The following is a 26,719-nucleotide window of genomic DNA, read 5'->3' as shown; positions in this document are numbered from 1 at the left end:
GAAGGGCCCGACGGGACGTCCCGTCGGGCCCTTCCGCACGGCGCGCGTCAGTCCGTCGGCGGCGGGACGTGACCGAACCGGTGCAGCGTGCGGCTCACGGCCTGCTCGCGCACGACGGTGAGCAGCTCACGCGCGCCGCTGGCGAGCACGGGCCCGTCGAGGACGGTGACCGCGCCGACGCGGCTGGTGGCCGCCTCGCGCAGTCCGGGGGCGGACCCGATCACCCGCACCCGGCCGGTCACCTCGCCGGACCGGACGCGCGCGGCGAACGCCTCGTGGGACTCGCCCGACACGTCGCTCAGGGTCACGCGGATCCCGGCGGTCCGGGCGGCGTGACACACCCGGTCGACCTCCCGTGCGGGCGCGTCGGAGCCGGTCCGGACGGTGAGCTGCGGCACCGGCCGGTAGCGCAGGACGTTGGCCTCGACGCGCAGCCCTGACGGGTCGTGCTCGCGCGAGAGCTCGTCGGCCCACACGCGGACGTCGTCGGCCTGCGCCCAGGCGAGCCACGCGTCGTCGTCCTGCGGCACGTCGGCCGAGTCGTGCCAGTCGCCGATCTGCGCCACGTAGTGCGGGCCGCCGGCCTTGGCACCGGGTCCGACTGTCGACGCCTTCCAGCCACCGAACGGCTGGCGCTGCACGATCGCCCCGGTGATGTGCCGGTTGACGTACGCGTTGCCGACCTCGACGCGGTCCAGCCAGTGCTCGATCTCGGCCTCGTCGAGCGAGTGCAGCCCGCCGGTGAGCCCGAACGCGACGGCGTTCTGCAGGTCGATCGCCTCGTCGAGGGTCTCGACCCGCATGATCCCGAGCACGGGGCCGAAGCACTCGGTGGTGTGGAACCACGACCCGGGTGCGACCCCGAACTTCACCCCGGGGGTCCACAGCCGGCCCTCGTCGTCGAGCTGCCGCGGGGCGACCAGCCACGACTCCCCCGGGTCGAGCGTGGTCAGGGCGCGCAGGAGCTTGCCGGACGCCGGCTCGGCCAGCGGACCGACGGCCGTGCCCAGGTCGGTCGCGCGACCGACGCGCAGGGACGCGACGGCGTCGGCGAGCTGGCGGCGCAGCCGGTCGGAGCGGCCCGCGGAGCCGACGAGGATCGCGAGCGACGCCGCGGAGCACTTCTGCCCGGCGTGCCCGAACGCGGACCGCACCAGGTCGGCGACGGCGAGGTCCACGTCCGCGGACGGCGTGATGACCAGGGCGTTCTTGCCGGAGGTCTCCGCGAGGACGTCGAGGTCGGCCCGCCAGCCGGCGAACAGCTGCGCGGTCTCGATGGAGCCGGTGAGGATGACGCGGGCGACCTCCGGGTGGGTGACGAGCCGGCGTCCGACGTCCCCCTCGGGGCTCAGGACGACCGTGAGGATGCCGCCTGGCGCACCGGCCTGGTCGAGCCCGCGCTGGATCGCCGCCATCGCGACCTGCCCGCACCGGGGTGCCTGCGGTGCGGGCTTGACCAGCACCGGGCTGCCCGCGGCGAGCGAGGCGAGGACCGAGCCGACCGGGATCGCGACGGGGAAGTTCCACGGCGGTGTGACCACCGTGAGCCCGGCTGGCCGGTGCACGGCGCCGGGGACGACTCCGTCCGCCAGCTCGGCCGCACGGTCGGCGTAGTAGCGCGCGAAGTCGACGGCCTCGCTCACCTCGGGGTCGGCCTCGGCGACGGTCTTGCCGGTCTCGTGGACCATGGTGGCGACGAGATCGGCCCGCGCGTCCTCCAGCGCGGCCGCGACGGCGTGCAGGGCCCGGGCACGGTCTGCGGGCGGTGTCGCGGCCCAGGCAGGCTGTGCGGCAACGGCCCGCGCGACGACGGCGTCGACCTCGTCGGTGGTGGACACCGTGACCGCGCCGGGCGGGACCGGCACGTCCCGGTCCACGAGGCTCTGGGCCCAGACGCGGGCCACCGCGACGGCCGGGTCGGTGTCCGGGGTGTTGGCGAACGGGCCGGTCCCGGGTGCGTCGGCGTACGGGCGCGCGGTGCGCCGGGCCGCGGTCGACGGCTCGTCGCGCTCGCGGAAGGCGATGCGGAACGCCTCCTCCTGAGCGTCCATCGCGGCGCCCTCCGCGAACAGGGCGTGCAGGAAGTTCTGGCTCGCGGAGTTCTCCTCCAGGCGCCGCACCAGGTAGGAGATCGCGACGTCGAAGTCGTGGCGCGCGACGACCGGTGTGTACAGGAGCACCGCGCCAACCTCGTCACGCACCGCACGCGCCTGGGCGGGTGCCATGCCCTGGAGCATCTCCACGTCGAGCGCCTCGCTGACACCCCGCCGCTGGGCCAGCAGGTGGGCCGCGGCGACGTGGAACAGGTTGTGGCTGGCGACGCCCACCCGCAACGCGGCCGTCCGAGCCGGGTCGAGGGCCCGGTCGACCAGCCGCAGGTAGGCCGCGTCGACCTCCGCCTTCGAGCCGTAGGGAGCCTGCGGCCACCCGTGCAGCTCGGCCTCCACCTGCTCCATCGCCAGGTTGGCGCCCTTGACCAGGCGGACCTTCAGCCGGGCGCCCCCGGCAGCGCGGCGGGACCCGGCGATGGCCGTCAGCTCCTCGAGGGCGTCGGCCGCGTCCGGCAGGTAGGCCTGCAGCACGATGCCCGCCTCGGCGCCCAGGAGCTCGGGGTCCGAGACCAGGCGCTCGAACACCCGCACCGTGAGGGCGAGATCGCGGTACTCCTCCATGTCGAGGTTGAGGAAGGTGCCGTGCCGCGCTGCGGTCAGGTACAGCGGGCGCAGCCGCTCGACCACGCGCTCCACGCTGCCGTCGGTGTCCCACGTGGACAGCTGGCTGGCCACCGCGGAGACCTTGACGGACACGTAGTCCACGTCGGGCCGCTCGACGAGGGCCGTCACGCGCGCCAGCCGGGCGGCCGCCTCGCGCTCCCCCAGCACGGCCTCACCGAGCAGGTTGAGGTTCAGCCGGAAGCCCTCCGCGCGCGTGGCCGCCAGGTGCGCGGCCAGGCCGGGGCCGTCGTCGGCGACGAGGTGGCCGACGAGGCTGCGCAGACGCAGCCGGGCAGCGGGCACCACGACGTCGGGGAGCACGGGCGCGACGAGCGCTCCGACCCCGAGCATCGCCCGGTCGAGCGGACCCAGGAAGCCCGCCGCCGCGCCCGACGTGAGCCCGGCGAGCTCCCGGGCGGCGACGCGGACGTCCTGCGGGCGAGCCACGCGGTCCACGAACCGCACCGCGAGCTCGAGACCCGCCGGGTCCGCGACGAGTGCCGCCAACCGCCCCGTGGTGCGTCGTTCCTTGGCCGTCTGGCCCTCCGCCGTCGCCGAGAGCCAGGACCGGGCGAGCCGGGTCGCGTCCTCGGTGACGTCGTCAGTCGTCGACATGCTGCTCCTTCGTCTGCGGGCCGGCCGGGTCGCGGCCGCACCACACTGTGCTCGTCGGCCGGGTCCGGCCTGGGCCCAGTCTGGCTGTCAAGGGCCTTCTGTGCGACGTCCGTCGCCCGGATGCCGGTTGACCACTCGTACGGCAGTCGTCAGGGTGAACCCGATCCGTCCTCCGTCGCGCAGCTGAGCCGACGCCGCCGTCGTCCCGAGGGAAGTCCCATGCCCGCACCTGCCCGCACCCGCCGCGTCCTCGCGTCCGTCCTGAGCGCTGCGGCCCTCCTCGTCGGCGGCCTCGTCGCCGCCACGCCGTCCGTCGCCGCCGACGGCCTCGACCCGGTGCTGCTCGGGACGCAGCAGCGGCTCGACCCCGCGCTGCTGGACGCACAGCGGGGTACCGGCGGTGTCGTGCAGCCCTACGCCACGATCGAGGGCGAGGAGGAGTTCTGCCGATGGCTGACCGGGGTCTACGTCAACCACCCGACGTACTACACGGTGCGGGTCTACAACTGCCGCCAGACCGACATCTTCGTCAAGGCCGTGTACCTCAACGGGACGTTCGGCACCTGCGTCCTCGTCCCCGCACGGCACTCCCGGCACCTCGGCGGGTCGGTCGTGAAGCCGGTCGACGACGCGCAGATCTGCTGACGGCCCGTCCGGAGCTGTTCGCTGGTCGGACACGCCCGGCTCGCCTGTCGGTCCTGACGTGCTCCGCGGGCGCGTGATGCGACAGTGAGCACGTGACGGACCTCACAGCGGAGACCCCGCAGCAGACCACGCCCCTCGCCACCGCCAAGGCACAGCTTGCCGGTGCGGTCGAGATCCTCGGCTACACCGAGGGGCTCCACCTCATGCTCGCCACACCCCGGCGCGAGATGAACGTCGCTGTCCCCCTGCGTCGGGACAACGGCGAGATCGAGCTCTTCACCGGGTACCGGGTGCAGCACAACATCTCCCGCGGACCGGGCAAGGGCGGGCTGCGCTACTCGGCCGGCGTCGACGTCGACGAAGTCCGGGCGCTCGCCATGTGGATGACCTGGAAGTGTGCGGTCGTCGACGTGCCGTACGGCGGCGCCAAGGGTGGCGTCACCATCGACCCGCGGCTGTACAGCCAGGCGGAGCTCGAGCGCGTCACCCGCCGCTACACCAGCGAGATCATGCCGATCATCGGCCCCGAGCGAGACATCATGGCGCCGGACATCGGCACCAACGAGCAGACCATGGCGTGGGTCATGGACACGTACTCCGTGAACCTCGGCTACACCATCCCCGCGGTCACGACCGGCAAGCCCCTGGCGGTCGGTGGCTCCCTCGGCCGCGCGACGGCCACCTCCCGCGGCGTCGTGCACGCCGCCGCGGCAGCCCTCGGCGACGCGGGCGTGCAGCTGCGTGAGGTGAGCGCCGCGGTGCAGGGCTTCGGCAAGGTCGGCTCGCACGCCTCCCGCTTCCTGCACGACGCCGGCACCCGGGTGGTCGCGGTGAGCGACGAGCAGGGCGGCGTCATGCACAGCGACGGACTCGACATCGCCGGGCTCGAGCGGCACGTCGCGGTGACTGGCACCGTCGTCGGCTTCGAGGGCGGTGAGCCGATCGACAACACCGAGCTCCTCGCGCTCGACGTCGACCTGCTCATCCCAGCGGCCGTCGAGGGCGTGCTGGACGCCGAGGCGGCCGGCCGGGTCAAGGCACGGTGGGTGGTCGAGGCCGCCAACGGTCCGACGACGCACGAGGGCGACCGCGTGCTCGCTGAGCGCGGCGTCGTCGTCGTGCCGGACATCCTGGCGAACGCCGGCGGTGTGGTCGTGTCGTACTTCGAGTGGGTGCAGGCGAACCAGGCGTACTGGTGGACCGAGCGCGAGATCGAGGACCGTCTCGAGCACCGCATGGTCACGGCCCACCGCGCGGTGGCCGCCCTGGCGAGCGCCGAGGGGATCTCGCTGCGCGACGCGGCGCTGACCATCGGGGTGCGACGCGTCGCCGAGGCGCACCAGATCCGCGGCCTGTATCCCTGACCGTCCGGGAGTACGGACGGGGGCACGGGTGTTGCTGACGGGGTGACCCGTCGTAACTCCGTGCCCCTGTCCGTGCTCGACACCTCACCCGTCGCCGTCGGGCAGACCTCCGGCGACGCCCTCGCCGCGACGACCGCGCTGGCCCGCGTCGCCGACGCGGCCGGCTACGCCCGGTTCTGGGTGGCCGAGCACCACGCGATGCCGGCGGTCGCCTCGACGTCCCCCGGTGTCCTCCTGGCGCACCTCGCGGCGTCGACGGAGCGCATCCGGCTCGGGTCCGGTGGCGTCATGCTGCCGAACCACCCCACGCTGGTCGTCGCGGAGCAGTTCGCGATGCTGGAGGCGCTGCACCCCGGCCGCATCGACCTGGGCATCGGCCGGGCCCCCGGGGCGGACCCCATGACCGCGGCGGCGCTGCGCCGCACCGTGGAGGGTCTGGGGGCCGACGACTTCCCCGCGGAGGTCATCGACGTCCTCGCGCTGCTGGGCCAGGACCTGCCCGGCCGCGCGCCGTCGCTGCGGGCCTCCCGGCTGTCCGCGACCCCGGTCGCGACCTCGTCGCCGCAGGTCTGGCTGCTGGGCTCCAGCACGTTCAGCGCCGAGCTCGCCGGCGCCCTGGGGCTGCCGTTCAGCTACGCCCATCACTTCAACACCGGCCACACCCTGCAGGCCGCGGACGCCTACCGGCGCGCCTTCCGCCCGTCGCCCGTGCTCGACGCGCCGCGGCTGATGGTGTCGGCGTCCGTCCTCGTGGCGGACTCCGACGAGGAGGCGCACTACCTGGCCGGACCCAGCCGCGTGATGGCGCTGTCGCTGCGGACCGGCCGCCCGCTCGGGCCGATCGTGTCCCCCGAGGACGCCGCCGGCGAGCTCGGTGCCCTCGATCCCGCGGCGGCGGCCGACTTCTTCGCGCGCGTGCCCGGGACCCAGGTGGCGACCACCGCCGACCGCGCGGTCGAGGAGCTCGCCGCCCTGATCGAGCGCACGGGCGCCGACGAGCTGATGATCACCGGCACGGCGTTCGACGTCGCGACGCGCGTGCACACCCTCGAGCAGGTCGCGGCGCGGTGGCCGTCGGACGTGGTCGCCGCCTGACTAGGTGCGCAGCCGGACGCGCCACACCACGTCGAGCGTGTCGTCGCCGTCGGCACTCGGAACGGTCCGTTCCACGGTGAAGCCCTCGCGCTCGTAGAACGCCCCCGCCCGCGCGTTGCCCGCGAAGTGCTCGACGCACAGCCGGACCGCGTCGGGCGGCAGCCGGTGCTCGAGAGCCTCGATCAGCCGGGGTCCGAGCCCTCCGCCCCGGTGACGCGGGTCGACGTAGAGCTTGTAGATGACGTGGTCGGCGCCGTCCCACCCGCGCTGTCCGACGCCCACGATGCCGCTCCCGGCTTCGGCGACGACGACCAGTCCGGCGGACACCGCGGGACGGATCTGCTCCTCGGTCCACCACCGGGACACCTGCGCGTGGGCGGCCTGCACCCCGATGAGGGGCGCGTAGTGGGGCGGGACGTGCGTGGCCCCGAACGCGCAGATCGCCGGGACGTCGTCCGTGCCGGCGTCCCGGACGACGACCGAGGCTCCCCCGGGCATCCCTACGACGGGTCGCCGTCGGCGTGCGGGTCGCGGACGAGGCTCGCGTGCACGACGCCGTCGAGCTCGAGGGTGTCGCCGTCGGGTGCCGAGACCTGCACCGGCTCGCCGAGGAGGCGGAGCACCTGGTGCTCTCGCGTCATCGCGTCCGGCGGTCCGGCCATGAGCGTGGACACGACCGGGCCGAACGTGAGCGTCGGGCCGTCCAGCCGCCAGGTGCCCCGGACGCGGTTCACGCCGGCCAGGCCGAACACCTGTCCGTCACCGTCGAACGTCAGGAACGGGGTCGAGCGCTCCGCCCCGTCGAGCTCGGCGCCCTCGAGCGCCGTGAACCGCCAGGTACCCGCGAGATCGACCATCGGTCGATCATGGCACGGGTGTCAGCCGCGGGGCTGGCGGTCCGCCCACGTCTCCAGCGTCACGCGCGGGCCGGTGTAGAACGGCACCTCCTCGCGCACGTGCAGGCGGGCGTCGGTGGCGCGCAGGTCCCGCATCAGGTCGACGATCCGGTGCAGCTCCTGCGCCTCGAACGCGAGGATCCACTCGTAGTCGCCGAGCGCGAAGGCGGAGACGGTGTTCGCGCGCACGTCGGCGTACCCGCGCGCGGCCTGGCCGTGCTCGACGAGCATCCGGCGGCGGTCGTCCTCGGGCAGCACGTACCAGTCGTAGGAACGCACGAACGGGTACACCGTCATGTAGTCGCCTGCGGGCTCCCCCGCCAGGAAGGCCGGGACGTGCGACCGGTTGAACTCCGCCGGCCGGTGCAGGCCCACGACGGACCAGACGGGCAGCAGGTGCCGGCCGAGGTCGCTGGCGCGCAACCGCTGGTAGGCGCCCTGCACCTCCTCGATCGTCTCCGCGTGCCACCAGACCATGAGGTCCGCGTCGGCGCGCAGGCCCGCGACGTCGTACCAGCCGCGCACCACCAGGCCGTCGTCGGCGACGGCCGCCTGGGCCGCGGCGATGAGCTCGGCGCGCTCGTCGTCGTCCTCGGGCAGCACCTCTTCCAGCGCGAAGACCGTCCACATCGTGTAGCGGACGGTGGCGTTGAGGGTCTCGGCGTCGTGCGTCATCGCAAGGGCTCCAGCAGTGTGGTGGTCAGGACCAGGGGTCGGACGAGCAGGCGGCGGGGATGCCGGTCGGGGTTCCGGCCCGCATCTGGCAGCAGCCGGGCCGGCACAGAGAACGGAACGGCGGCAGGTCACCGACGGTGGCCTCCGGCACGGGCGTCTCGCCCGGCTCCATGACCGGCGCACCGAGGCCCGCGTCGAGCGCCCGGGCGAGGGCCGCCCGCTCCAGCACCAGGTCGACGAGCCCGCGCACGAACGGCTCGCGCGTCCCGACGGAGTCGGCGCGCACCGCCACGAGGCCGAGTCCGGCCGCGGTCTCCAGCGCCTCGGTGTCGAGGTCGAAGGCGACCTCCATGTGGTCGGAGACGAACCCGATCGGCGACAGGACCACGGCCTGCACCCCGTCGGCCGCCAGCGCGGTGAGGTGGTCGTTGACGTCGGGCTCGAGCCACGGCTGGCTGGGCGGGCCGGAGCGCGAGCAGTACGTCAGGTCCCAGGTCACGGGCCGCCCGAGGCGCTCCTCGACGGCCGCGGCGACCGTGGCGGCGACGTCGAGGTGCTGCGCGCTGTACGACGCGCCGGCGAGCTGCGAGGCCTCCTCCATCGTGTCGGGGATCGAGTGCGTGACGAAGACCAGGCGCGCGTCGCGGCCGATCGACTCGAACGCCTCGGTCACCGCGTCGACGTTCGCCTGCACGAAGCCGGGGTGGTTGAAGTAGGACCGCACCTTGTCGACGGTCAGCGGGTGCTCGCCCTCGCCGAGACCGACGTCGGTGCCGAGCTCGTCGAGCGACGCCCAGAGGTTCTCCCGGTACTGCCGGCAGCCCGAGTACGACGAGTAGGCGCTCGTGACCAGGGCGACCATCCGGCGGGCGCCGTCGGAGTACGCGGCCGACAGCGCGTCGGTCGTGTACGGCTCCCAGTTGCGGTTGCCCCATACCACCGGCAGGTCGATACCGCGGCGGGCGAGCTCGTCGACGAGCGCCTTCTGCAGCGCCAGGTTCTGGCCGTTGATCGGGCTCGCGCCGCCGAAGTGGTGGTAGTGCTCCGCGACGACCGCGAGCCGCTCGTCGGGGATGTTCTTCCCGGCGGTGACGTTGCGCAGGAACGGCAGGACGTCGTCGGGACCGTTCGGCCCTCCGAACGAGAAGAGCAGCAGCGCGTCGTACGGGGCGACGATGCTGCGGTCGGACGAGGTGCGCACGGCAGTGTCGGGGGCCACCGAACGATCATCGCACCGGGTGCACGGCAGTCTCGCGGTGAGCGGTCCGGTCGGCCCGTGAGATTGACCGGACGCTTTGTCAGAAAAGCGTCAGCCCTTGACCGCTCCCCCCAGGCCCGCGCCGCGCAGGAACATGCGCTGGAAGACGAGGAACATGAGGATCGGGATGATCGTCGCGATCGCGTAGGCGGCCATCAGCGTGCCCTTGTCCGTCGTCGCCTCCAGGGACGGCAGGCGGACCGACAGGGGCTGCAGGTCGGGGTTGCGCAGCACCAGCAGCGGCCAGAGGAAGTCCTTCCACGACGCGATGACCGCGAACACGGACACGACGCCGAGGATCGGCTTGCTCATCGGCAGCACGATCGACCAGAACAGCCGGAACGGACCGGCGCCGTCCACCTTGGCCGCCTCGAAGATCTCCCGCGGCAGGTTGTCGAAGAACCGCGTCACCAGGACCACGTTGAACGCGCTCGCCCCGGCCGGCAGCCAGACCGCCCAGAAGGAGTTGACCAGCGAATGATCGACCAGCGGCGGGTGCAGGATGATCAGGTACAGCGGCACGAGGAGCACGACCGCGGGGACGAACAGGGTGGCGAGCACGAGGGCCTGCGCGTACTTCGCCCAGCGCGGCCGCAGCACGGAGAGCACGTACCCGCCGGTGGTCGCGACGAGCATCTGCGACACCCACGACCCGGCCGCGAGCACGACCGTGTTGACGAAGTACTTGCTGATGTTGATGTCGAACCACGCCTCGTACAGGTTCGACCACTTCACGCCGTTCGGGAAGATCGCCAGGGGCGTGCGCAGGATGTCCTGCGTCGGTGTGATGGCGAACTTGCCGAGCAGGAGCAGCGGACCGACGCACCAGACGACCAGCACGACCAGCAGGACGACGTGCATCGTGTTCCAGGTGCGGCGCACGCGCGGGCGGCGCCAGTCGGACACGGACAGGGCCGTCCGGTCCGCCGTCGGAGCGCTGGAGCGCCGGGAGCGCGCGGGCGGGTTCTCGAGCACGTCGGGCAGCACCGCCTCCGGGAGCTTAGGGGTGGTGGTGGTCACGAGGTGCTCCAGCTGCGCGTGAGGCGGAAGTAGACGAGGGACATCACGGCGAGGAACGCGGCGAGCATCAGGCTGAGCGCCGTCGCCATGCCGTAGTTGCCGCCGAGGCTGTTCTGGAACGCGTACCGGTACACCAGCAGGAGCACCGAGACCGTCGCGTTGGCGGGCCCGCCGCCGGTGAACAGGTAGGGCTCGAGGAACACCTGCGCGGTCCCGATGATCTGCAGGATGAAGGTGATGAGCAGGACGCCACGCAGCTGCGGCATCGTGACGTGCCAGACCTTCCCCCACACCGACGCGCCGTCGACCTCGGCCGCGTCGTACAGCTCGGTGGGGACGGCGGTCAGCGCGGCGAGGTAGATGATCACCGTGCCACCGGCCGCGGCCCAGGTGGCCTCGAGCACGAGCGACGGCATCGCCGACGTCGCGCTCTGCAACCAGGGTTGGGGTGGTATCCCGACGTAGCCGATGATCGTGTTGAACACGCCCTCCGGCCGCGGGTCGTAGAAGAACTTCCAGAGCAGGACCGCGACCACCGGCGGCACGACGACGGGCAGGTACGCCAGGGCCGAGTAGAGGCCCTTGGCCCGCCGCACCTCGCTCATGAGCACGGCCGCGATCAGCGGCACGGGGTACCCGAAGATCAGGGCCAGCAGCGCGAAGTACGCGGTGTTGCGGACGGCCATGGGCAGCACCGGGTCGGCGAAGACGCGCTGGAAGTTCTCCAGCCCCACCCACTCGGTCACGATGAGGTTCGTCTTCTGGAAGCTCATCACGACGGCCTTGACGATCGGCGCCCACGAGAAGACCCCGAAGATCACCAGCATCGGCAGCGCGAACACCAGGGTGGTCAGGCCTCCGCCGCGGACCCAGCTGACCGGGGTGCGTCTCCTGCTCGGGCGGTCGACGAGGGCGTGGGAGGTCATGCGGTCCTTCTCTCGGGGGTGCGTGCCGTCGTGGGTGCGACGTGATGACCGGTCACTGCGGGAGCAGCCGGTGGTGCCCGACCCGGACCTTCCCGGGCCGGGCACCCTCAGCGGGTCAGCCGGCCTGGTCGATCAGGGCCTGGGACTGCGTGTTCGCCTCGGCGAGCAGCGCGTCCAGGTCGACGCCCGGGTCCGTCATGACGGCCTGGACGATCGGGAACAGCAGGCCGTAGGTCTCCTGCGTCGCGCGGGCAGCCTCGGGGATGACGGGCTGCTCGAACATGACGTCCGTGTAGCCGGCCATGTGGTCGAGCGGGACGTTGACGTAGTCCTGGATCCAGCCGAGCGAGGTCTCGTACTGCTCCTTGCTGAAGATCGGGAGCGTCGGGGTGCCGACGGCCTGCGGGGGCGTCTGCTCCGCGAGGATCTTGGCGTCGGCGACGGCCTGGTCCTGGTCCACGAGCTTGGACAGGTACCAGAAGTCGATCCACTTGACCGCGGCGTCCTTCTCCTCGTCGGTCGCCTGGGGCGCCACGGCGGCGTAGGTGCCACCGCCGAGCGTGCCGGAGTCGTCGCCCTCGTTGGGCAGCGCCGTCAGGCCGTAGTCCAGGTTCTCCGCCGTGACGCCGTTGTTCTGCACCAGCGCGGTGTAGATGTCGGAGCCCGAGGTGTACATCGCGAACTGGCCGGCGGCGAAGCCGGCGTTCACGTCGCCCCAGCCGAGCTGGGTGTTCTCCAGCAGCGAGCCGTCCTTCTTGAGGTCACCGAGGAACTGCAGCGACTCCTTGACCGCCGGGTCCGTCAGCGTGGCCTCGTACGTGTCGCCGTCGACGACCTGCGTGCGGCCGCCGCGCGAGTAGGCCGCGGCGGTGAGCTGCCAGCCGCCCGCGTTGTCGAGCGCCATCATGGCGTAGCCCGGCACACCGGTCGCGTCGTGGATCGTCTTGGCCGCCGAGCGGACCTCGTCCCACGTCGTCGGCGGCTTGTCGGGGTCCAGGCCGGCGTCGGTGAAGAGCTTCCGGTTGTAGTGCAGCGCCACGGCGTAGATCGACTTCGCGGGGACGGCGTAGACCTTGCCGTCGTCACTGAGCCCCGCGGCGAGGACCTCCGGGTTGAAGTCCTCGGCGTAGGAGAGCTGCTTGACCTGCTCGTCGATGTCGGCGATCTGGCCGTTCTGGATGAGCACCTTGGTGTCCGTGGCGGGCACCTCGAAGACGTCGGGCAGCGTGCCACCGGCGAGGTCGGCCGCGAAGGTCGACGCCAGCCAGTTGTACTCCTGCGTCTCGATGTCGATGTCCGGGTACTTCGCCTCGAACTGCTCGACGCGCTCGTTCAGCGCGTCGACGGCCGTCTCCTCGGCGCCGGGCTGGAGGCCGGCGACCGTGATGGTGACCTTGCCGTCGGCGGCGGACTCGTCGCCCGACGGCTCGTCGTCCGTGCTGCACGCGGCCAGCAGGCCGAGCGAGAGCACACCGGCCATGGCGAGCGCGGTGGTGCGTGAGGACCTCATCGTCACTCCTTCGTGAGGGAACGCGCCGGACGGGGTGCCAGGTCGCGATCAGGTGCTGCGGTCGGGTGGTGCGGATCAGGCGGGGGTGCGCAGCCACGCGGCGGTGTCGCGCGGCAGCAGGCCTGCCTCGAGCGGGGCGCTCGAGAGCAGGACGTCGGTGTGGGCGGGCAGGGTGGCGGGCTCGTCGCCCAGGTTGACGACGCACACGAGGTCGCCACGGGCGAACGCGAGCACGTCGTCGGAGCTGTCGATCCACGTCATCGGTCCGTCGCCCAGGGCGGGCTCGGCCCGGCGGACCGCCAGGAGGTCGCGGTAGAGGTGCAGGGTGGACGCGGGGTCGGCCTCCTGCGCCGCGACGGTCAGGTCCGCCCAGCCGGCGGGCTGCGGGAGCCACGACCCGCCGGACCCGAACCCGTACGGGGCCGCGGAACCGGTCCAGGGCAGCGGCACCCGGCAGCCGTCGCGCCCGGGGTCGACGCCCTCGGAGCGGAAGTGCATCGGGTCCTGCAGCAGGCCCAGCGGCAGGTCCTCGACCTCCGGCAGGCCCAGCTCGTCGCCCTGGTAGATGTAGAGCGAACCCGGCAGGGCCGCCGTCAGAAGGGCCGCCGCACGCGCCCGGCGCAGGCCCACGGCCAGGTCGGTCGGGGTGCCGAAGCGCTTGGCCGTGAACGCGAACGACGTGTCCTCGCGGCCGTACCGCGTGACCGGGCGCGTGACGTCGTGGTTGGACAGTACCCACGTGGCGGGGGCGCCGACGGGGCCGTGCGCGGCGAGCGTGATGTCGATCGACTCGCGTAGCTGCTTGGCGTCCCACGGGCGCGCCATGAAGTCGAAGTTGAACGCGGTGTGCATCTCGTCGGGCCGCAGGTACTGCGCGAACCGTGCCTTGTCCTGGAGCCAGACCTCGCCGACGAGGACGCGCGTGCCCTCGTAGGAGTCGGCGACCGCGCGCCAGCCGCGGTACACGTCGTGCAGCTCGTCGCGGTCGACGTGCGGGTGCTCCCCCGGTCCGGGGTGGTTCGGCACCTCCGGCAGCGTCGCGTCCTTGACCAGCAGCGCGGCCGAGTCGATCCGGATGCCGGCGACGCCCCGGTCGAACCAGAACCGGAGCACGGACTCGAACTCGGCGACAACCTCGGGGTGGGACCAGTTGACGTCGGGCTGCTGCGGGGCGAAGAGGTGCAGGTACCACTCGCCGGGCGTGCCGTCCGGGTTCGTGGTGCGGGTCCACGTGCTGCCCTGGAAGTCGGAGACCCAGCGGGTCGGGATCTGCTCGCCGTGCTCGCCCTTGCCGGGGTGGAACCAGAACCGCTCGCGCTCCGGCGAGCCGGGTCCTGCCGCGAGCGCGGCCTGGAACCACTCGTGCTGGTCGGAGACGTGGTTCGGGACGACGTCGATGATCGTGCGGATGCCCACCTGCAGGGCCTCGGCGATGAGCTGCTCGGCCTCCTCGAGGGTGCCGAACGCCGGGTCGATGGCCCGGTAGTCGGCGACGTCGTAGCCGCCGTCCGCGAGCGGGGAGACGTACCAGGGGGTGACCCAGATCGCGTCGACACCGAGGTCGCGCAGGTAGGGCAGCCGGGAGCGCAGGCCCGCGAGGTCCCCGGTCCCGTCGCCGTTACCGTCCGCGAAGCTGCGCGGGTAGACCTGGTAGATCACCGCGCCGCGCCACCACTGCGGGTCGGTCTCCGGCTGCGCCTGCGCCACTCGCGTCTCGTCTCTCGTAGGCCGCCGTCGACGTCGACGGGGCCGGGCTGTCATGTACGTCACCCGACGAGGAAGGCCCTGCGGGACGCCGTCGTCGCGATCCAGACGCTAAAGGACACGACTGGATCAACGCAAGAACCCGACAGAGTAGTTATCGAAGTGTGACCGTCGCGTCCGTGAATCTCGATAAGTGCCCACGCACGACACAGGCCCCGCACCCGCCGAGAACGGCGGGACGGGGCCTGGGGAGCGCGGCTGGGATCAGTCGGCGAGCGTCACCGGCTGGGTCGGCGCGGGCCCGGTGGAGCCGCGCACGACGAGCTCCGGCTCGAAGAGCAGCTCGTCCTGGGGCACCACGGCGCCGTGGATCTGGCTGACCAGCAGGTCGATCGCCGCCCGGCCCATCGGCTCGATGGGCTGCCGGACGGTGGTCAGGGGCGGCTCCGTGCAGCTCATGAACGCGGAGTCGTCGTAGCCGACGACCGAGATGTCGTCCGGGACCCGCAGCCCGGCCCGCCGAGCCGCGCGGATCACGCCGAGCGCCAGCGGGTCGCTCGCGCACACGATGCCGGTGACGCCCTCGCGCAGCAGCCGGTTCCCCGCGGCCTGCCCGCTCTCGAGGGAGTAGGCGCTGCGGACCACCTGGCGCTCCCCCAGCTCCAGGCCGAGGCGCTGCATCATCGCCTGCGCCGCCCGCAGCTTGCGCTCGGAAGGCACGTGGTCGACCGGGCCGAGGACCAGCCCGATGGTGGTGTGGCCCAGCGACGCCAGGTGCCCGATCGCCTGCTCGATGGCCACCTCGTCGTCGCAGGACACCCGCGGGAAGGGCAGCTCCTCGATCGAGGCGTTGATGAGCACGACCGGCAGGTTGCGCCCGGCGAGCCGCTCGTAGTGCCCGTGCGTCGCGTCCCGCTGCGCGTAGTGACCGCCGGCGAAGACGATCCCCGACACCTGCTGCCCGAGCAGGAGCTCGACGTAGTCCGCCTCCGACACGCCGCCGGCGGTCTGCGTGCACAGCACCGGCGTGAACCCCTGCTGCGCCAGCGCGCCGCCGACCACCTCGGCGAACGCGGGGAAGATCGGGTTCTGGAGCTCCGGGAGCACGAGGCCGACGAGCCGTGCGCGCTCGCCGCGCAGCTTGGTCGGTCGCTCGTAGCCGAGGACGTCGAGGGCGGTGAGCACCGCCTCCCGCGTCGACTCCGCGACGCCGGGCTTGCCGTTGAGCACGCGGCTCACGGTCGCCTCCGAGACGCCGACCTTGCGTGCTACCTCTGCGAGTCGCCTGGACATGGGTGTCAGCGTACTGCCCACCACTGCAAGTGGCTTGCAGGACGCTGCAAGCCATTTCACCCGCCCGAGATCACCCGTTTCGCCGTACTTCCGCTGCCACCGAGGTGCGGTCGCGCCCGCAGGCTTCTACCGTCGTACCGCCCCGCTGCCCCCGCCACAGACAGGACTCCCGTGCCCCCGACCGAGTCCCGCACGCCGGAGCGCTCGGCACTCGGCCGCCGGTACCAGCTGGAGCAGCAGCTCGGGCGCGGCGGGTCGGGCGAGGTCTTCCGGGCGACGGACGTCCGGCTGCAGCGCGCGGTCGCCCTCAAGCTGTTCTCGATCGGCGCCGCCACCCCGCAGGACATCCGGCGCTATGCGCACGAGGCCCGCGTGCTGTCCTCGCTCACGCACCCGAGCCTGGTCGCGCTCCTCGACGTCGGCGCCGACGTCCTGCCCGACGGCGGTCCCGTCGCGTTCCTCGTCATGGAGCTCGTCGACGGTCGCACCCTGCGCGACACGATCGCCGACGGCCCCCTCACGCCGTCGGTCACGGCCGACGTCGGACGGCAGCTCGCGCTCGCGCTCGGGCACGCGCACGGTGCGGGCGTCGTGCACCGCGACGTCAAGCCGTCGAACGTCCTCGTGGCCGCCGACCGTGCCGACAGCGGGCGCCTGGACGCGCCGTGGATGCCGGTGGTGCTCGCCGACTTCGGCATCGCCGTCACCACGGCGAGCGCACCGGAAGCGCCCCGAGGCACGTCCGGGACGGCGGGCTACCAGAGCCCGGAGCAGGCGCTCGGCCACCCCGCCGGGCCACCGAGCGACGTGTACTCCCTCGGCCTGGTGCTGCTCGAGTGCCTGACGGGGGTGCGCGCGTACCCCGGAGACCCGCTGGCCAGCTCGCTCGCCCGTCTGCTCGACCCCGTCGAGGTCCCCGCGCGGTTCGGCCGGGACTGGAGCCGGCTGCTCCTGGCAATGACCGCCGAGGACCCCGCCGCGCGCCCGGCGCCGGCCGTGGTGGCCGCGGAGCTGCGGGCGCTACGCGTCTGAGCCCGCGTCCGGGATCCCCGCCTGGGCCGTACGCAGCTTGTCGGTGAGCGCACGCAGCGTCGCCAGCTCCTGGGTGTCCAGCGCGCCGCCGACGAGCCGGCGGATCGTCCGCACGTGCCGCCGGCCGATCTCCCGCTGGACACGCCAGCCCTCCGCGGTCAGGCCGACCGCCACCCCGCGCGCGTCCCCTTCGACCGGCCCCCGCCGCACCAGGCCCGCCACCTCGAGACGCTCGACCATCCGGGAGAGGCTCGGCTGGGTCAGCAGGCTGTTCTCCCCCAGGTCGCGCAGGCGTGCCGTGCCGTCCGGGCAGCCCGAGAGGGTGAACAGGACGTCGTACTCGCGGATGGTCAGGTCGCCCCACACGTCGTCGCGCTGGAAGCGCCGCATGAGCGCGACCTGCGCGCGGAACAGCGACTCCCACGCCTCCGCGGCCTCGCGGGTCCCGGGAAGCTCGCGCGCACTGTCGGTCATCGACCCCACCCTCCAGGGTTCATGCATACGTATCGATCACCGGTCTCAACCACGCCGCCACCTGGGGTGTTCCTCGCGCTGCGCTATCGAAAGTGTCGAGCGCTCCGGGACTGAAATGTTTCGGTACCTCGCGGCGACGACCCCCGACGACCACTCTGCGATCCGGCACCTGGCTCAACGAGGAGGAACCCCCATGGCCGTCACACGCCCACCTGCACCCCACCGGCGCCGAGCCGCGACGCGCACCGTCGCCCTCGCGCTCGCCGCCACGATCGCCGTCGGCGCCGCCGCGGTCGCGATCCCCGCCGCTCAGGCGGCGACCACCCTGAAGGACCTGGCGACCGCGGCCGGCAAGGACATCGGCTTCGCGCTCGACCCCAACCGGCTCTCGGAGTCGGCCTACAAGTCCATCGCCGACAGCGAGTTCAACCTCGTCGTCGCGGAGAACGCGATGAAGTGGGACGCCACCGAGCCGTCGCAGAACTCGTTCAGCTACGGCTCCGGCGACCAGGTGGCCAGCTACGCCGCCAGCACGGGCAAGGAGCTGTACGGCCACACCCTCGTGTGGCACTCGCAGATGCCGCCCTGGACCAACAACCTGTCGGGGACCGCCCTCGAGTCGGCGATGAAGAACCACGTCACCAACGTCGCGACGCACTTCAAGGGCAAGGTGTCGTCGTGGGACGTGGTCAACGAGGCGTTCGGTGAGAACGGCGAGCGCCGCACCGACTCGCCGCTGCAGCAGAAGATCGGCGACGGGTACATCGAGACGGCGTTCCGGACCGCGCGGGCAGCGGACCCGAACGCGAAGCTGTGCATCAACGACTACAACACCGACGCCATCAACTCCAAGAGCACTGCGATCTACAACCTGGTCAAGGACTTCAAGTCCCGCGGCGTGCCGATCGACTGCGTCGGGTTCCAGTCGCACCTGATCATCGGCCAGGTCCCCTCGACCATGCAGCAGAACCTGCAGCGGTTCGCCGACCTCGGCGTGGACGTGCGGATCACCGAGCTCGACATCCGCATGACGACCCCGGCGGACTCCACCAAGCTGGCGACGCAGGCGGCCGACTACAAGAAGATGTTCCAGATCTGCCTCGCGGTCAGCCGCTGCCAGGGCGTGACCATCTGGGGCATCACCGACAAGTACTCGTGGGTCCCCGGCGTCTTCTCCGGGCAGGGTGCCGCCCTGGTCTGGGACGACAGCTACACCAAGAAGCCCGCCTACAACGGGATCGTCTCGGCCTTCGGTGACCTCCCGACGCCCACCGTCACGCCGACGCCCACCGTCACCCCGACGGTCACGCCGACACCGACCGTCACCCCGACGGTCACGCCGACGCCCACGGCCACCCCGACCACGCAGCCAGGCGGCTGCCAGGTGAGCTACGTCGTCAACCAGTGGAACACCGGCTTCACCGCGAACGTCACGGTGAAGAACACGTCGTCGACCGCGATCAACGGCTGGACGCTGACGTTCAGCTTCCCGTCCGGCCAGACGGTCACCCAGGCGTGGAGCTCGTTGACCACGCAGTCCGGCTCGGCCGTCACCGTGAAGAACGCGGCCTGGAACGGCTCGATCCCTGCGGGCGGCAACCAGCAGTTCGGGTTCAACGGGTCGCACACGGGCACGAACACCGCACCGAGCTCGTTCAGCCTCAACGGCACGGCCTGCTCGACGGCGTGACGCACTCGGCCCGGGACCCGTACGGGGTCCCGGGCCGTCGTGCGCGACCTGCGGATACGCTGTCGCGATGACGACCGAGGCCGCACCGCGCACCACGTACCTGCTGGTCGACGGCGAGAACATCGACGCAACCCTCGGCTCGTCCATCCTCGGCGGCCGCCCCACCCCCGAGCAGCGGCCTCGCTGGGAACGCGTGCTGACGTTCGCGCAGCAGACGTGGGACCAGCCCGTGAAGGCGCTGTTCTTCCTCAACGCCTCCAGTGGCTCGCTGCCGATGTCGTTCGTGCAGGCGCTCCTGGCCATCGGCTTCCAGCCGATCCCGCTGTCGGGCGAGTCGTACGAGAAGGTCGTCGACATCGGCATCAAGCGCACGCTGGACGCCATCGCGGGCCGCGGGGGCGACGTGCTGCTCGCCAGCCACGACGGCGACTTCGCACCTGAGCTGGAGACGCTGGTCGACGACGAGGACCGCCGCGTCGGTCTCCTGGCGTTCCGCGAGTTCACGAGCACCCAGCTGTCGGCGCTCGTCGCGAAGGGCCTGGAGACGTTCGACCTCGAGAGCGACGTCGCCGCGTTCAACGTGCAGCTGCCCCGTCTGCGGATCATCCCGCTCGACGAGTTCGACCCGCTGCGCTACCTCTGAGGACCCCGCGCGTGACGCAGGTCACGGCGCCATAACGATGTACCTGCTACCGGTGCGGTTTTACCTAGTACCGCGTGGCTCAGATGCTTCGTGCGCTGGTAGACAGTGCGCTGGTCCCGCCGGAGAAGTCTGCTGACCTGCCTCGTCAACGGCGACGGTGCAGGTCAGCAGACTTCTCCGGCGCGCCACTCACCAGCCGCACTGCTCGGACGGTCTCCCGTCCGGACCAGTCACCACGACGAGGTGGTCATGAAGCGTCACATCTTGGCGGGGCTCGTCCTCGCGCTCCTGACGACGGCGATCGTCCTGTTCTCCGGTCCCGAGCTGCAAGGGGTCGCCCTGCTCGGCGCCGCGCTCGGCGGCGCCTTGGGCCTCGTGCCCGACCGCTCCCCCGCGCAGCGCGCCGCCGGCTTCGGCGTCGGGTTCGTCGCCGCCTGGCTCGGCTACGCCCTGCGCGCCGCGGTCCTGCCCGACGCAGCCGCGGGCCGTGCGATCGCCGTGCTCGTCGTCGTCCTGGTCTGCCTCGGTGTCGCCGCCCTCACGCGCGGCCGGCTCCCGCTGTGGTCCGCCCTGCTCGGTGCGGCCGCGATGGCCGGCGCCTACGAGGCGACCTACGCCGCCGACCCGTCCTCGTTCGTCACCTCGTCGGCCACCACAGCGACGTCGATCCTGCTCGCCGCCGGGGCCGGCTTCCTGGCGACGTCCCTGCTCGGTGTCGTCGTCGTGCAGGACCGCGAGGAGGAGCGCGCCGCCGAGGCGGCCGCCGAGGCGCCCCTGTTCGCGCCGACCGAGCCGCCCGTCGGGCAGTACGAGGGCGCCGGCAACCACGCCCCCTCCACCGCGTCCACCGTCGAGGCGCCGCGCGCGCCGCGGCGCGGCCTGCCCGCCACCCGTCCTTTCGACCCCCAGCCGGAGGCCTGACGTGCGACGCACGACCACGACCGCGACCGCCGCACTCGTCCTCGTCCCCCTCCTGGTCGGCACCGGGGGCTCCCCCGCGCTCGCCGCCGACTCGGGCGACGTGGCCGTCACCAACACCGAGACCGTGCAGGCCCGCCTGTCCGCGACCGGCGCCTTCCAGGGTGCCCGCGTGTACGAGCAGCTCGCCCTGACCGGCCACGGCACCGCGACCATCGAGAACCCCGTCTCCACCGACGGGCTGCGCAACCTCGACGGCTTCGGCGGCTACACGGTCGTCGACGGCAAGCTCGTCAGCACGCTGGCCGTCGACGGCGAGCGCCGCGAACGCACCCTGAGCACCTACGACAAGGACCTCCCGCTCACGGTCGAGGTCACCTACACCTTCGACGGTGAGCCCGTGCAGCCCGGCGCGGTGATCGGCAAGACCGGCACCCTCGGCGTGCACTACAAGGTCACCAACGTCACCGGCAAGACGCAGGACGTCACCTACGACGACGGCACCGGCACCATGGCCACGGCCTCCGCCGAGACCGTCATCCCGATGATCGGCCAGCTGGTCACCGTCCTGCCCTCCAGCTTCACCGACGTGCGGTCCGACGAGGCGGGCATCGCCGGCGACGGCCGCGGCGGCACCCGCATGCAGTTCCAGATGACCCTCTTCCCGCCCATCGGGTCCCCGACCGCCGAGTTCGGCTACACCGCCCAGGTCAGCCACGCGGTCGTCCCGAAGGCGACCCTCACGTCGATGCCCGTCTCCCCGCTCGAGTACCCCTCGTTCAAGGGCGGCGCCGCCAGCTACCAGGCCGGCGCGCAGAAGGGCGTCGACCTCACCGGCGCCGGGATCAAGCTCGACGACAGCGTGCTCCGTCTGCACGACGGCTCCGCCCAGCTCCTCGCGGGCCTGCTCCAGCTCCGCGACGGCGCCACCAAGCTGTCGGCGGGCCTCAACGAGACGGCGGTGCCCGGTGCCGACGAGCTCGCCACCGGCCTGAACAACGTCGCCGCGCCCGGTGCGCTCAGCCTCGCGGACGGTGCTCGCCGGATCGACGAGGGCGTCGCCGAGATGCGCGGCAAGGCACCCGCACTCATCGACGGGCTCGCCCAGGTCGACGGCGGGCTCGCGCAGGTCGATGCCGGCCTCGTGAAGCTCTACGGCGACATCGGGACGCTGCCTGCCCAGGCCAAGGCGTTGCACGACGGCATCGCCTCGCTCCAGGCAGCGACCGCCACGCTGGCCGCCGGTGTCGACCAGGTCCGGCAGGGCGTCGCGGGTGCCGCGGCATCGGCCTCGACCCTCTCGGCGGGCTCGGTGACCCTCGGCAACAAGCTCAACGCGGGGGTCGACGCCCTCACGCAGCTGCGGGCCGGGATGAACCCGGCGTACCTCGCCCAGTACGACGCGGTGCTCGCACAGCTCGCGGCAGGTGTCCCCGTCCTCACGGACACGACCGTCCCCACCACGATCGCGGGCGGCACGGCGGCACTGTCCGTCGGGCTCGCCGGGGCGGCCGGGAACCTGACCAAGATCGAGTGCGGTCTGAGCTCGGCGTCGCTGCCCGGCGTCTGCGACTCGACGAAGCCGGGTGTCCTGCAGGGCCTCGCCGGTGTCGACGCGGGCATCACCGCGCTGGTCAACGGTGTGGTGACCAAGGTCCAGGCGGCCGTGGGCGACGCGGACGACACGAAGGCGGACGTCACCCTCCGCGGGGGCATCCACTCCCTCCAGGCCGGGACGGACGAGCTGAGCGCCGGGGGCGAGAGGCTCTCGTCCGGTCTGGCGCAGCTGGGTGACGGCGCGGGAGACCTGCACGACGGCGCCGGCAGGCTGGCCACCGGCATCGCCAAGGCGGCTGCCGGTTCGCAGCGGCTCTCCGACGGTCTCGGCACCGCCGCGGACGGGTCGACGCAGCTGTCGGACGGGCTCGTCACCGCCTCGGAGGGGGCGCCGAAGCTGGTCGACGGGACGCAGCAGCTGTCCGACGAGGGCACCTCGCAGGTGGTCGTCAGCGGGCAGGGCACGGCGGAGGACTTCGGTGTGAAGTACGCGGTGCTCAGCGCCGGTGCCGAGCGGGCGCAGACCGAGGGCATGGCGTACGGCGCACCGGACGGTGCGGTGGGGTCCACGGCCTACTCGATCGAGATCGCCGGCGTCGACGGCACCGGGGCCAGCTCGGTCGGGCGCCTCATCCTGGCGATCGTCCTGTTCGCCGGCGGCATCGGGCTGGCGACGCTCGCGCGGCGCCGCTTCGTCTGACCCACCACCGACGGCGGGCTCCCCACACGGGTGGCCCGCCGTCGGCGTGCCTAGCCTCCGAAGCCCGAGGCGAGCGCGTCGTCGATGAGCTGCTCGACCTGCTCCCGGTGCTCCCCGTTGAGCAGCTGGACACCGTGCGCGCTGCCGGTGAGCTCGACGAACGTGGCGGGGTCGTCGGCGCGGGAGACCAGCTTCGACGACAGCGCGGGCACGCTGCGGTCCTCGGTGGAGGCGACCACGAGGAGCGGTCCGGTGTAGCTGCTGGCCGTCGCGTGTGCGTCGTGGCCGTCGTACTCCACCGGCGGTCCGAGAGCGACGACGGCGACCGGGTCGAGCTCGTCGGCGAGCGCGGCGGCGTACATGCCGCCCTTCGACGCCCCCACGAACGCCACCTCCGTGGCGCCGACCCCGCGCAGCACGTCGACCGCGTCGGTGAACGAGCGCTCGCCCACGTCGGACCAGCTGAACGTCGCGACGAGGTAGCCCTCCTCGACCAGCCGGACGAGCTCGCGCGCCCACTGGCAGACCTGGCCGTCGCTCTGCGGGGCGAGCACCACGCCGCGGGTACCGGAACCCGCGAACGCGACCAGCGTCGGGTCGTCCTCGGGGCCGGTGGTGACCGCAGCCGCGCCCTCGGGCAGGCAGGTCGGCCGGTCCGCGGGGCGCATCGACGCGACGATCCCGGCCGGTCCGGTAGGGGTCGCCGTGGGCTCCGCGGTGTCGTCGCTCGGTGCGGTGCAGGCCACCAGACCGAGCAGGCAGGCGACGGTGGCGGCGGCGGCGACGGAGGACCGGAGGGTGGGCATCCCTCGTTCCTAGAGGTACGGAACGGTTCGGGGCAACCCGCGTCTCACGTGCGGGAACGTCCCGTCAGGTCGCGGCGTCGTACCTGTCGAGCACGATCTGTACCAGCCGCTCGTCCGGGGCGAGCGGGGCGGCGACCACGTCGGCCCCCGCCTCCATCACGCGGTCGTAGAAGTAGCCGGGTGCGAGCAGGTAGGAGGCCACGACGACCCGGCCTCCGGGCGGCGCGTCGGCGCGAGCGGCCGCGACGGCGGCGGGCACGCGCGGTTCCGCGCCGGCCCCGTAGCCGATGGTCACGGGCTGGTCGAGGCGGTCGGCCAGTCCTGCCGCGACCGACTCCACCGCGAGGGCGGCCGCGGGGTCCGTGGACCCCGCCGCGGCGAGCACCACCGAGTCGTCGGGGGCGAGGCCCGCGGTCTCCAGGCGGTCCACGAGGATGTCGACGAGCCGCAGGTCCGGCCCGAGGGGCGCTGCGGCCGTGGCGCCGGGCTGGTCGACCGCTGCGGCGATGTCGACCTTCACGTGGAAGCCGACGGACAGCAGCAGCGGGACGACGACGGCGCCGGACGCGTCGCTGTCGAGGGCGTGCGAGACGACGTCGGCGACCTCGGGCTCCTGGACGTCCACGAACGCCTCGCGCACGTCGAGCTCGGGCCGGTAGGCCGCGACGCCCGTGAGGATCGAGCGGACGGCGGCGCGCCCGTCGGGGTCGTCGGTGCCGTGGGAGCACCCGACGAGCACCGGAGCGTCGATGTCCCCGCGCGGGCCGTCAGGAGCAGGGCCACGGGCGTGCAGTGCGTTCGTCATCAGACCTCCTCCAGCTGGAGACGGTAGCCCCTCTTGACCACCGTGCGGATGAGCTGGCGGCTCCCGGTCGCGTCGCGGAGGCGGGCGATGGCCACCTCGGCGGCGTGCGGGTCCTGCGAGTCCCCCGGCAGCGCGGCCAGCACCTGGTCCCGCGGCACCACGGCCCCGCCGGCGGCGGCCAGCAGCCGCAGGACCTCCAGGCCCGTCGGGGTCAGCGCAAGCACGTGACCGTCGAGCACCGCGGTCCCGCGGTGCACCTGGAGCGGGCCCGCGATCGTCTGCAGGGCCTGGAGCCCGCCGTAGTGGCCGACGAGGGTCCGGACCAGCGCGCCCAGCCGGCCGCGCTCGGGCACGAGCGGTTCGATGCCCCGGTCCAGCAGCGGCTTGGCGGTGATGGGTCCGACGGCCGCCATCACGACGCTGCCGCGCCGCGCGAGCGCCGCGATGTCGTCGGCGACACCCGCCTCGTCGGCGGCCTCGAACCAGGCGTGCGCACCGGGCGCGGACGTGAAGACGACCGCGTCGATCTCGCCCGCGGCGACGCCACGCACCGAGGCGCTCACCACGGACGGGTCCGGGGGCGGACCCCAGCGGTACACGACGAGGCTGCGAACCCGGGCGCCGGCGGCGGCGAACGCCTCGTCGAGACCGTCCGCGCCGGCCCCGTGGTGCTGGACGGCGATGTCGCGACCGGCGACCCCCTCGTCGAGGAGCACCTCGGCGATCTCGGCGCTCGTCTCGGACTCCGCGACCCAGTCGGCGGTGAGGCCCGCGGCCTGGATCGCACCGCGTGCCTTGGGGCCGCGCGCGACGATCCGGGTGCCCTTGAGCATCTGCACGAGCGGCTCGTCGAGCCCAGCGGCGTCCGCGGCCTCGATCCAGCCGCGGAACCCGATACCGGTGGTGACCACCACGGTGTCCGGCGGGTGGGCCAGCAGCGACCGGGTGCCCTCGAGCAGCCGGGCGTCGTCGATGTGGGGCACCATGCTCAGCGCCGGGGCGTGCCGGACGGAGGCACCTCGGCGACCCAGTGCGGCGGCGAGCTCGGCCGACCGGCGGTCGGCGGTGATGAGCACGACGAGTCCCGCGAGGGTCTGGTCGATAGGTTCGCTCACGTGGCCATTGTGACGGCCCCGGAGGCCGATGCGTCCGGCGACTCGGTCGTGTGAGCGGCGTCACCATGGTCCGGCTCGAGCAGCCCGGCCGCAGCCACGGCACCCAGGACGATCACCGCGGGGGCTCGCACGCCCGCGGCTGCGGCGACGTCGACCACGTCGTCCAGGCGCGCCCGCGTGACGCGCTGGCCGGGCAGGGTGCCCTCCTCGACCAGGGCGACCGGCGTGGCCGGGTCCGCGCCGGCGTCGAGCGCCTCCGTCGCCAGGGTCGCCAGCGCGCTCACGCCCATGAGGACGACGACCGTGCAGGACCCGTCCCGCAGGCCCGTGAGGGCCGCCGACGACCAGCCGTCGTGCCCGTTCATCACGTGCACGGCACCGACCGTGCCGCGGTGGGTGAGGGGGATGCCGGCAGCGGCGGGTGCGCCGAACGCGCTGCTCACCCCGGGGATGACCTCGACGGGCACGCCGGCCTCCCGGCAGGCGAGCACCTCCTCGCCGCCCCGGCCGTAGACGAACGGGTCCCCACCCTTGAGCCGGACCACCACGCGGCCGCGCTGGGCCTGCTCCACCAGGATCCGGCCGATCTCGTGCTGCGGCACCGGGTGGTGACCGGGCGTCTTGCCGACGTCGATGATCTCGACGCCCGGCGCCAGCTCGTCGAGCACGGCGACCGGTCCGAGCCGGTCGGTGACCACGACGTCCGCCTCGGCCAGCGCCCGGCGACCGGCCAGCGTGAGGAGGCCGACGTCGCCCGGTCCCCCGCCGACGAGCACGACACGGCCCGGGTGCGCGCGGTGCGACCGCAGGTCGACCTGACCCTCCCGCAGCTGGGACGCGACGGCGTCGCGCACGGCGATCGTGCGCCGCGGGTCTGCCGCACCCGTGGAGACCACGCCCACCAGGACGTCGCCCTGCTGCGTGGTCGCCGGTGTGCGTGCCGAGCCGTCGGTGCCGGAGCCGGCGTCGACGCAGAACGTCTGGCGCGCGGTGGCCCACGCGAGCACGGCCGCGTCCGTCGAGCGGTCACCCGTGGCGGTGTGCACCAGCCAGGCGCCGTCGAGGTCGGACTCCTCGACCTCGCGGACGCGCCACTCGATCAGGCCCCAGCGGTGCAGGTCGAGGAGCACCTCGCACAGCTGCGGCGCGACGACCACCACCTTCGCGGCGTCGGCGAGCAAGGACTGCACGCGGCGAGCGGCCACGGGTCCGCCGCCGACGACGAGTACCCGCCGTCCGGTCAGCTGGAGCCCGAGCATCGTGG

23 protein-coding genes are annotated in these 26,719 nt (G+C 73.0%); 8 read left to right on the top strand and 15 right to left on the bottom strand.

The window, feature by feature from the left end:
• Nucleotides 1-47: 47 nt before the first annotated feature.
• A complete protein-coding gene (locus ASD16_RS03270; RefSeq protein ID WP_055912759.1) occupies nucleotides 48-3,329 on the bottom strand; it encodes a bifunctional proline dehydrogenase/L-glutamate gamma-semialdehyde dehydrogenase in 3,282 nt (1,093 codons plus the stop codon).
• A 219-nt stretch (nucleotides 3,330-3,548) separates the two neighbouring features.
• On the opposite strand from ASD16_RS03270, the gene ASD16_RS03265 reads away from it, so the two are divergent.
• The 3 genes from ASD16_RS03265 (at nucleotide 3,549) to ASD16_RS03255 (ending at nucleotide 6,433) form a co-directional block, all read left to right on the top strand.
• Nucleotides 3,549-3,974: a hypothetical protein gene (locus tag ASD16_RS03265; RefSeq protein ID WP_055912756.1), complete on the top strand. Its 426-nt coding sequence runs from the start codon at nucleotides 3,549-3,551 to the stop codon at nucleotides 3,972-3,974.
• Between the two features lie 92 nt (nucleotides 3,975-4,066).
• Nucleotides 4,067-5,338: a Glu/Leu/Phe/Val dehydrogenase gene (locus tag ASD16_RS03260; protein WP_055912753.1), complete on the top strand. Its 1,272-nt coding sequence runs from the start codon at nucleotides 4,067-4,069 to the stop codon at nucleotides 5,336-5,338.
• 42 nt (nucleotides 5,339-5,380) lie between these two features.
• Complete coding sequence (locus tag ASD16_RS03255; protein ID WP_055912750.1) at nucleotides 5,381-6,433, top strand: LLM class flavin-dependent oxidoreductase; 1,053 nt, start codon at nucleotides 5,381-5,383, stop codon at nucleotides 6,431-6,433.
• Here the strand turns inward: ASD16_RS03255 and ASD16_RS03250 are convergent, their stop codons facing one another.
• The 9 genes from ASD16_RS03250 to ASD16_RS03210 all read right to left on the bottom strand — a co-directional run bounded on the left by ASD16_RS03250 (nucleotide 6,434) and on the right by ASD16_RS03210 (nucleotide 15,715).
• Entirely contained in the window at nucleotides 6,434-6,931 is a 498-nt protein-coding gene (locus ASD16_RS03250; RefSeq protein ID WP_055912744.1) for a GNAT family N-acetyltransferase, read from the bottom strand.
• Between the two features lie 2 nt (nucleotides 6,932-6,933).
• Nucleotides 6,934-7,290 (bottom strand): META domain-containing protein, encoded by a 357-nt coding sequence (locus ASD16_RS03245; RefSeq protein WP_055912741.1) that lies wholly within the window; start codon nucleotides 7,288-7,290, stop codon nucleotides 6,934-6,936.
• Nucleotides 7,291-7,311: 21 nt separating this feature from the next.
• Nucleotides 7,312-8,004 carry a hydrogen peroxide-dependent heme synthase gene (gene hemQ, locus ASD16_RS03240; protein ID WP_055912739.1) on the bottom strand — a complete coding sequence of 231 codons (693 nt, stop codon included), beginning with the start codon at nucleotides 8,002-8,004 and terminating at the stop codon, nucleotides 7,312-7,314.
• Nucleotides 8,005-8,029: 25 nt separating this feature from the next.
• Nucleotides 8,030-9,223, bottom strand: coding sequence for a ferrochelatase (locus ASD16_RS03235; protein WP_235523087.1), 1,194 nt, complete (start codon nucleotides 9,221-9,223; stop codon nucleotides 8,030-8,032).
• 90 nt (nucleotides 9,224-9,313) lie between these two features.
• On the bottom strand, nucleotides 9,314-10,282 hold the full coding sequence (locus ASD16_RS03230) for a carbohydrate ABC transporter permease (RefSeq protein ID WP_369817898.1): 969 nt from the start codon (nucleotides 10,280-10,282) through the stop codon (nucleotides 9,314-9,316).
• The gene (locus tag ASD16_RS03225; protein ID WP_055912736.1) at nucleotides 10,279-11,208 is read right to left on the bottom strand and encodes a carbohydrate ABC transporter permease; all 930 of its coding nucleotides are present in this window, start codon (nucleotides 11,206-11,208) and stop codon (nucleotides 10,279-10,281) included. Before ASD16_RS03225 ends, ASD16_RS03230 begins: the two co-directional genes overlap by 4 nt.
• Nucleotides 11,209-11,323: 115 nt before the next feature.
• Complete coding sequence (locus tag ASD16_RS03220) at nucleotides 11,324-12,718, bottom strand: ABC transporter substrate-binding protein (protein ID WP_055912733.1); 1,395 nt, start codon at nucleotides 12,716-12,718, stop codon at nucleotides 11,324-11,326.
• A gap of 75 nt (nucleotides 12,719-12,793) precedes the next feature.
• Nucleotides 12,794-14,479 (bottom strand): glycoside hydrolase family 13 protein, encoded by a 1,686-nt coding sequence (locus ASD16_RS03215; RefSeq protein ID WP_055915624.1) that lies wholly within the window; start codon nucleotides 14,477-14,479, stop codon nucleotides 12,794-12,796.
• 207 nt (nucleotides 14,480-14,686) lie between these two features.
• Nucleotides 14,687-15,715 (bottom strand): LacI family DNA-binding transcriptional regulator, encoded by a 1,029-nt coding sequence (locus ASD16_RS03210; RefSeq protein ID WP_055912730.1) that lies wholly within the window; start codon nucleotides 15,713-15,715, stop codon nucleotides 14,687-14,689.
• Nucleotides 15,716-15,886: 171 nt separating this feature from the next.
• Between ASD16_RS03210 and ASD16_RS03205 the strand changes: the two genes are divergently transcribed.
• A complete protein-coding gene (locus ASD16_RS03205) occupies nucleotides 15,887-16,747 on the top strand; it encodes a serine/threonine-protein kinase (protein ID WP_055912727.1) in 861 nt (286 codons plus the stop codon).
• Here the strand turns inward: ASD16_RS03205 and ASD16_RS03200 are convergent.
• On the bottom strand, nucleotides 16,736-17,221 hold the full coding sequence (locus ASD16_RS03200; protein ID WP_055912724.1) for a MarR family winged helix-turn-helix transcriptional regulator: 486 nt from the start codon (nucleotides 17,219-17,221) through the stop codon (nucleotides 16,736-16,738). The genes ASD16_RS03205 and ASD16_RS03200 overlap by 12 nt on opposite strands.
• Before the next feature lie 193 nt (nucleotides 17,222-17,414).
• Between ASD16_RS03200 and ASD16_RS03195 the strand changes: the two genes are divergently transcribed.
• The 4 genes from ASD16_RS03195 to ASD16_RS03180 all read left to right on the top strand — a co-directional run bounded on the left by ASD16_RS03195 (nucleotide 17,415) and on the right by ASD16_RS03180 (nucleotide 22,729).
• The gene (locus tag ASD16_RS03195) at nucleotides 17,415-18,911 is read left to right on the top strand and encodes an endo-1,4-beta-xylanase (protein ID WP_055912721.1); all 1,497 of its coding nucleotides are present in this window, start codon (nucleotides 17,415-17,417) and stop codon (nucleotides 18,909-18,911) included.
• Between the two features lie 67 nt (nucleotides 18,912-18,978).
• The gene (locus ASD16_RS03190; protein WP_055912718.1) at nucleotides 18,979-19,554 is read left to right on the top strand and encodes an NYN domain-containing protein; all 576 of its coding nucleotides are present in this window, start codon (nucleotides 18,979-18,981) and stop codon (nucleotides 19,552-19,554) included.
• A gap of 249 nt (nucleotides 19,555-19,803) precedes the next feature.
• The gene (locus ASD16_RS03185; protein ID WP_055912716.1) at nucleotides 19,804-20,475 is read left to right on the top strand and encodes a hypothetical protein; all 672 of its coding nucleotides are present in this window, start codon (nucleotides 19,804-19,806) and stop codon (nucleotides 20,473-20,475) included.
• Between the two features lies 1 nt (nucleotide 20,476).
• Nucleotides 20,477-22,729, top strand: coding sequence for a hypothetical protein (locus tag ASD16_RS03180; RefSeq protein ID WP_055912713.1), 2,253 nt, complete (start codon nucleotides 20,477-20,479; stop codon nucleotides 22,727-22,729).
• Between the two features lie 50 nt (nucleotides 22,730-22,779).
• Here the strand turns inward: ASD16_RS03180 and ASD16_RS03175 are convergent, their stop codons facing one another.
• The 4 genes from ASD16_RS03175 to cobA form a co-directional block, all read right to left on the bottom strand.
• Nucleotides 22,780-23,535 (bottom strand): alpha/beta hydrolase, encoded by a 756-nt coding sequence (locus ASD16_RS03175; RefSeq protein WP_055912710.1) that lies wholly within the window; start codon nucleotides 23,533-23,535, stop codon nucleotides 22,780-22,782.
• Between the two features lie 64 nt (nucleotides 23,536-23,599).
• On the bottom strand, nucleotides 23,600-24,340 hold the full coding sequence (locus tag ASD16_RS03170) for a sirohydrochlorin chelatase (RefSeq protein ID WP_082570566.1): 741 nt from the start codon (nucleotides 24,338-24,340) through the stop codon (nucleotides 23,600-23,602).
• Nucleotides 24,340-25,455, bottom strand: a complete 1,116-nt coding sequence (locus tag ASD16_RS03165; protein WP_055912707.1) for a uroporphyrinogen-III synthase — start codon at nucleotides 25,453-25,455, stop codon at nucleotides 24,340-24,342. The genes ASD16_RS03170 and ASD16_RS03165 overlap by 1 nt, the downstream gene beginning before the upstream one ends.
• Nucleotides 25,452-26,714 carry a uroporphyrinogen-III C-methyltransferase gene (gene cobA / locus ASD16_RS03160; protein WP_082570684.1) on the bottom strand — a complete coding sequence of 421 codons (1,263 nt, stop codon included), beginning with the start codon at nucleotides 26,712-26,714 and terminating at the stop codon, nucleotides 25,452-25,454. The genes ASD16_RS03165 and cobA overlap by 4 nt, the downstream gene beginning before the upstream one ends.
• Between the last annotated feature and the right edge of the window lie 5 nt (nucleotides 26,715-26,719).

The organism is Cellulomonas sp. Root485, assembly GCF_001426705.1.
GTDB lineage: Bacteria > Actinomycetota > Actinomycetes > Actinomycetales > Cellulomonadaceae > Cellulomonas.
Note: the sequence above shows the minus strand (reverse complement) of the source record. Positions and strands in the feature narration are given on the sequence as shown.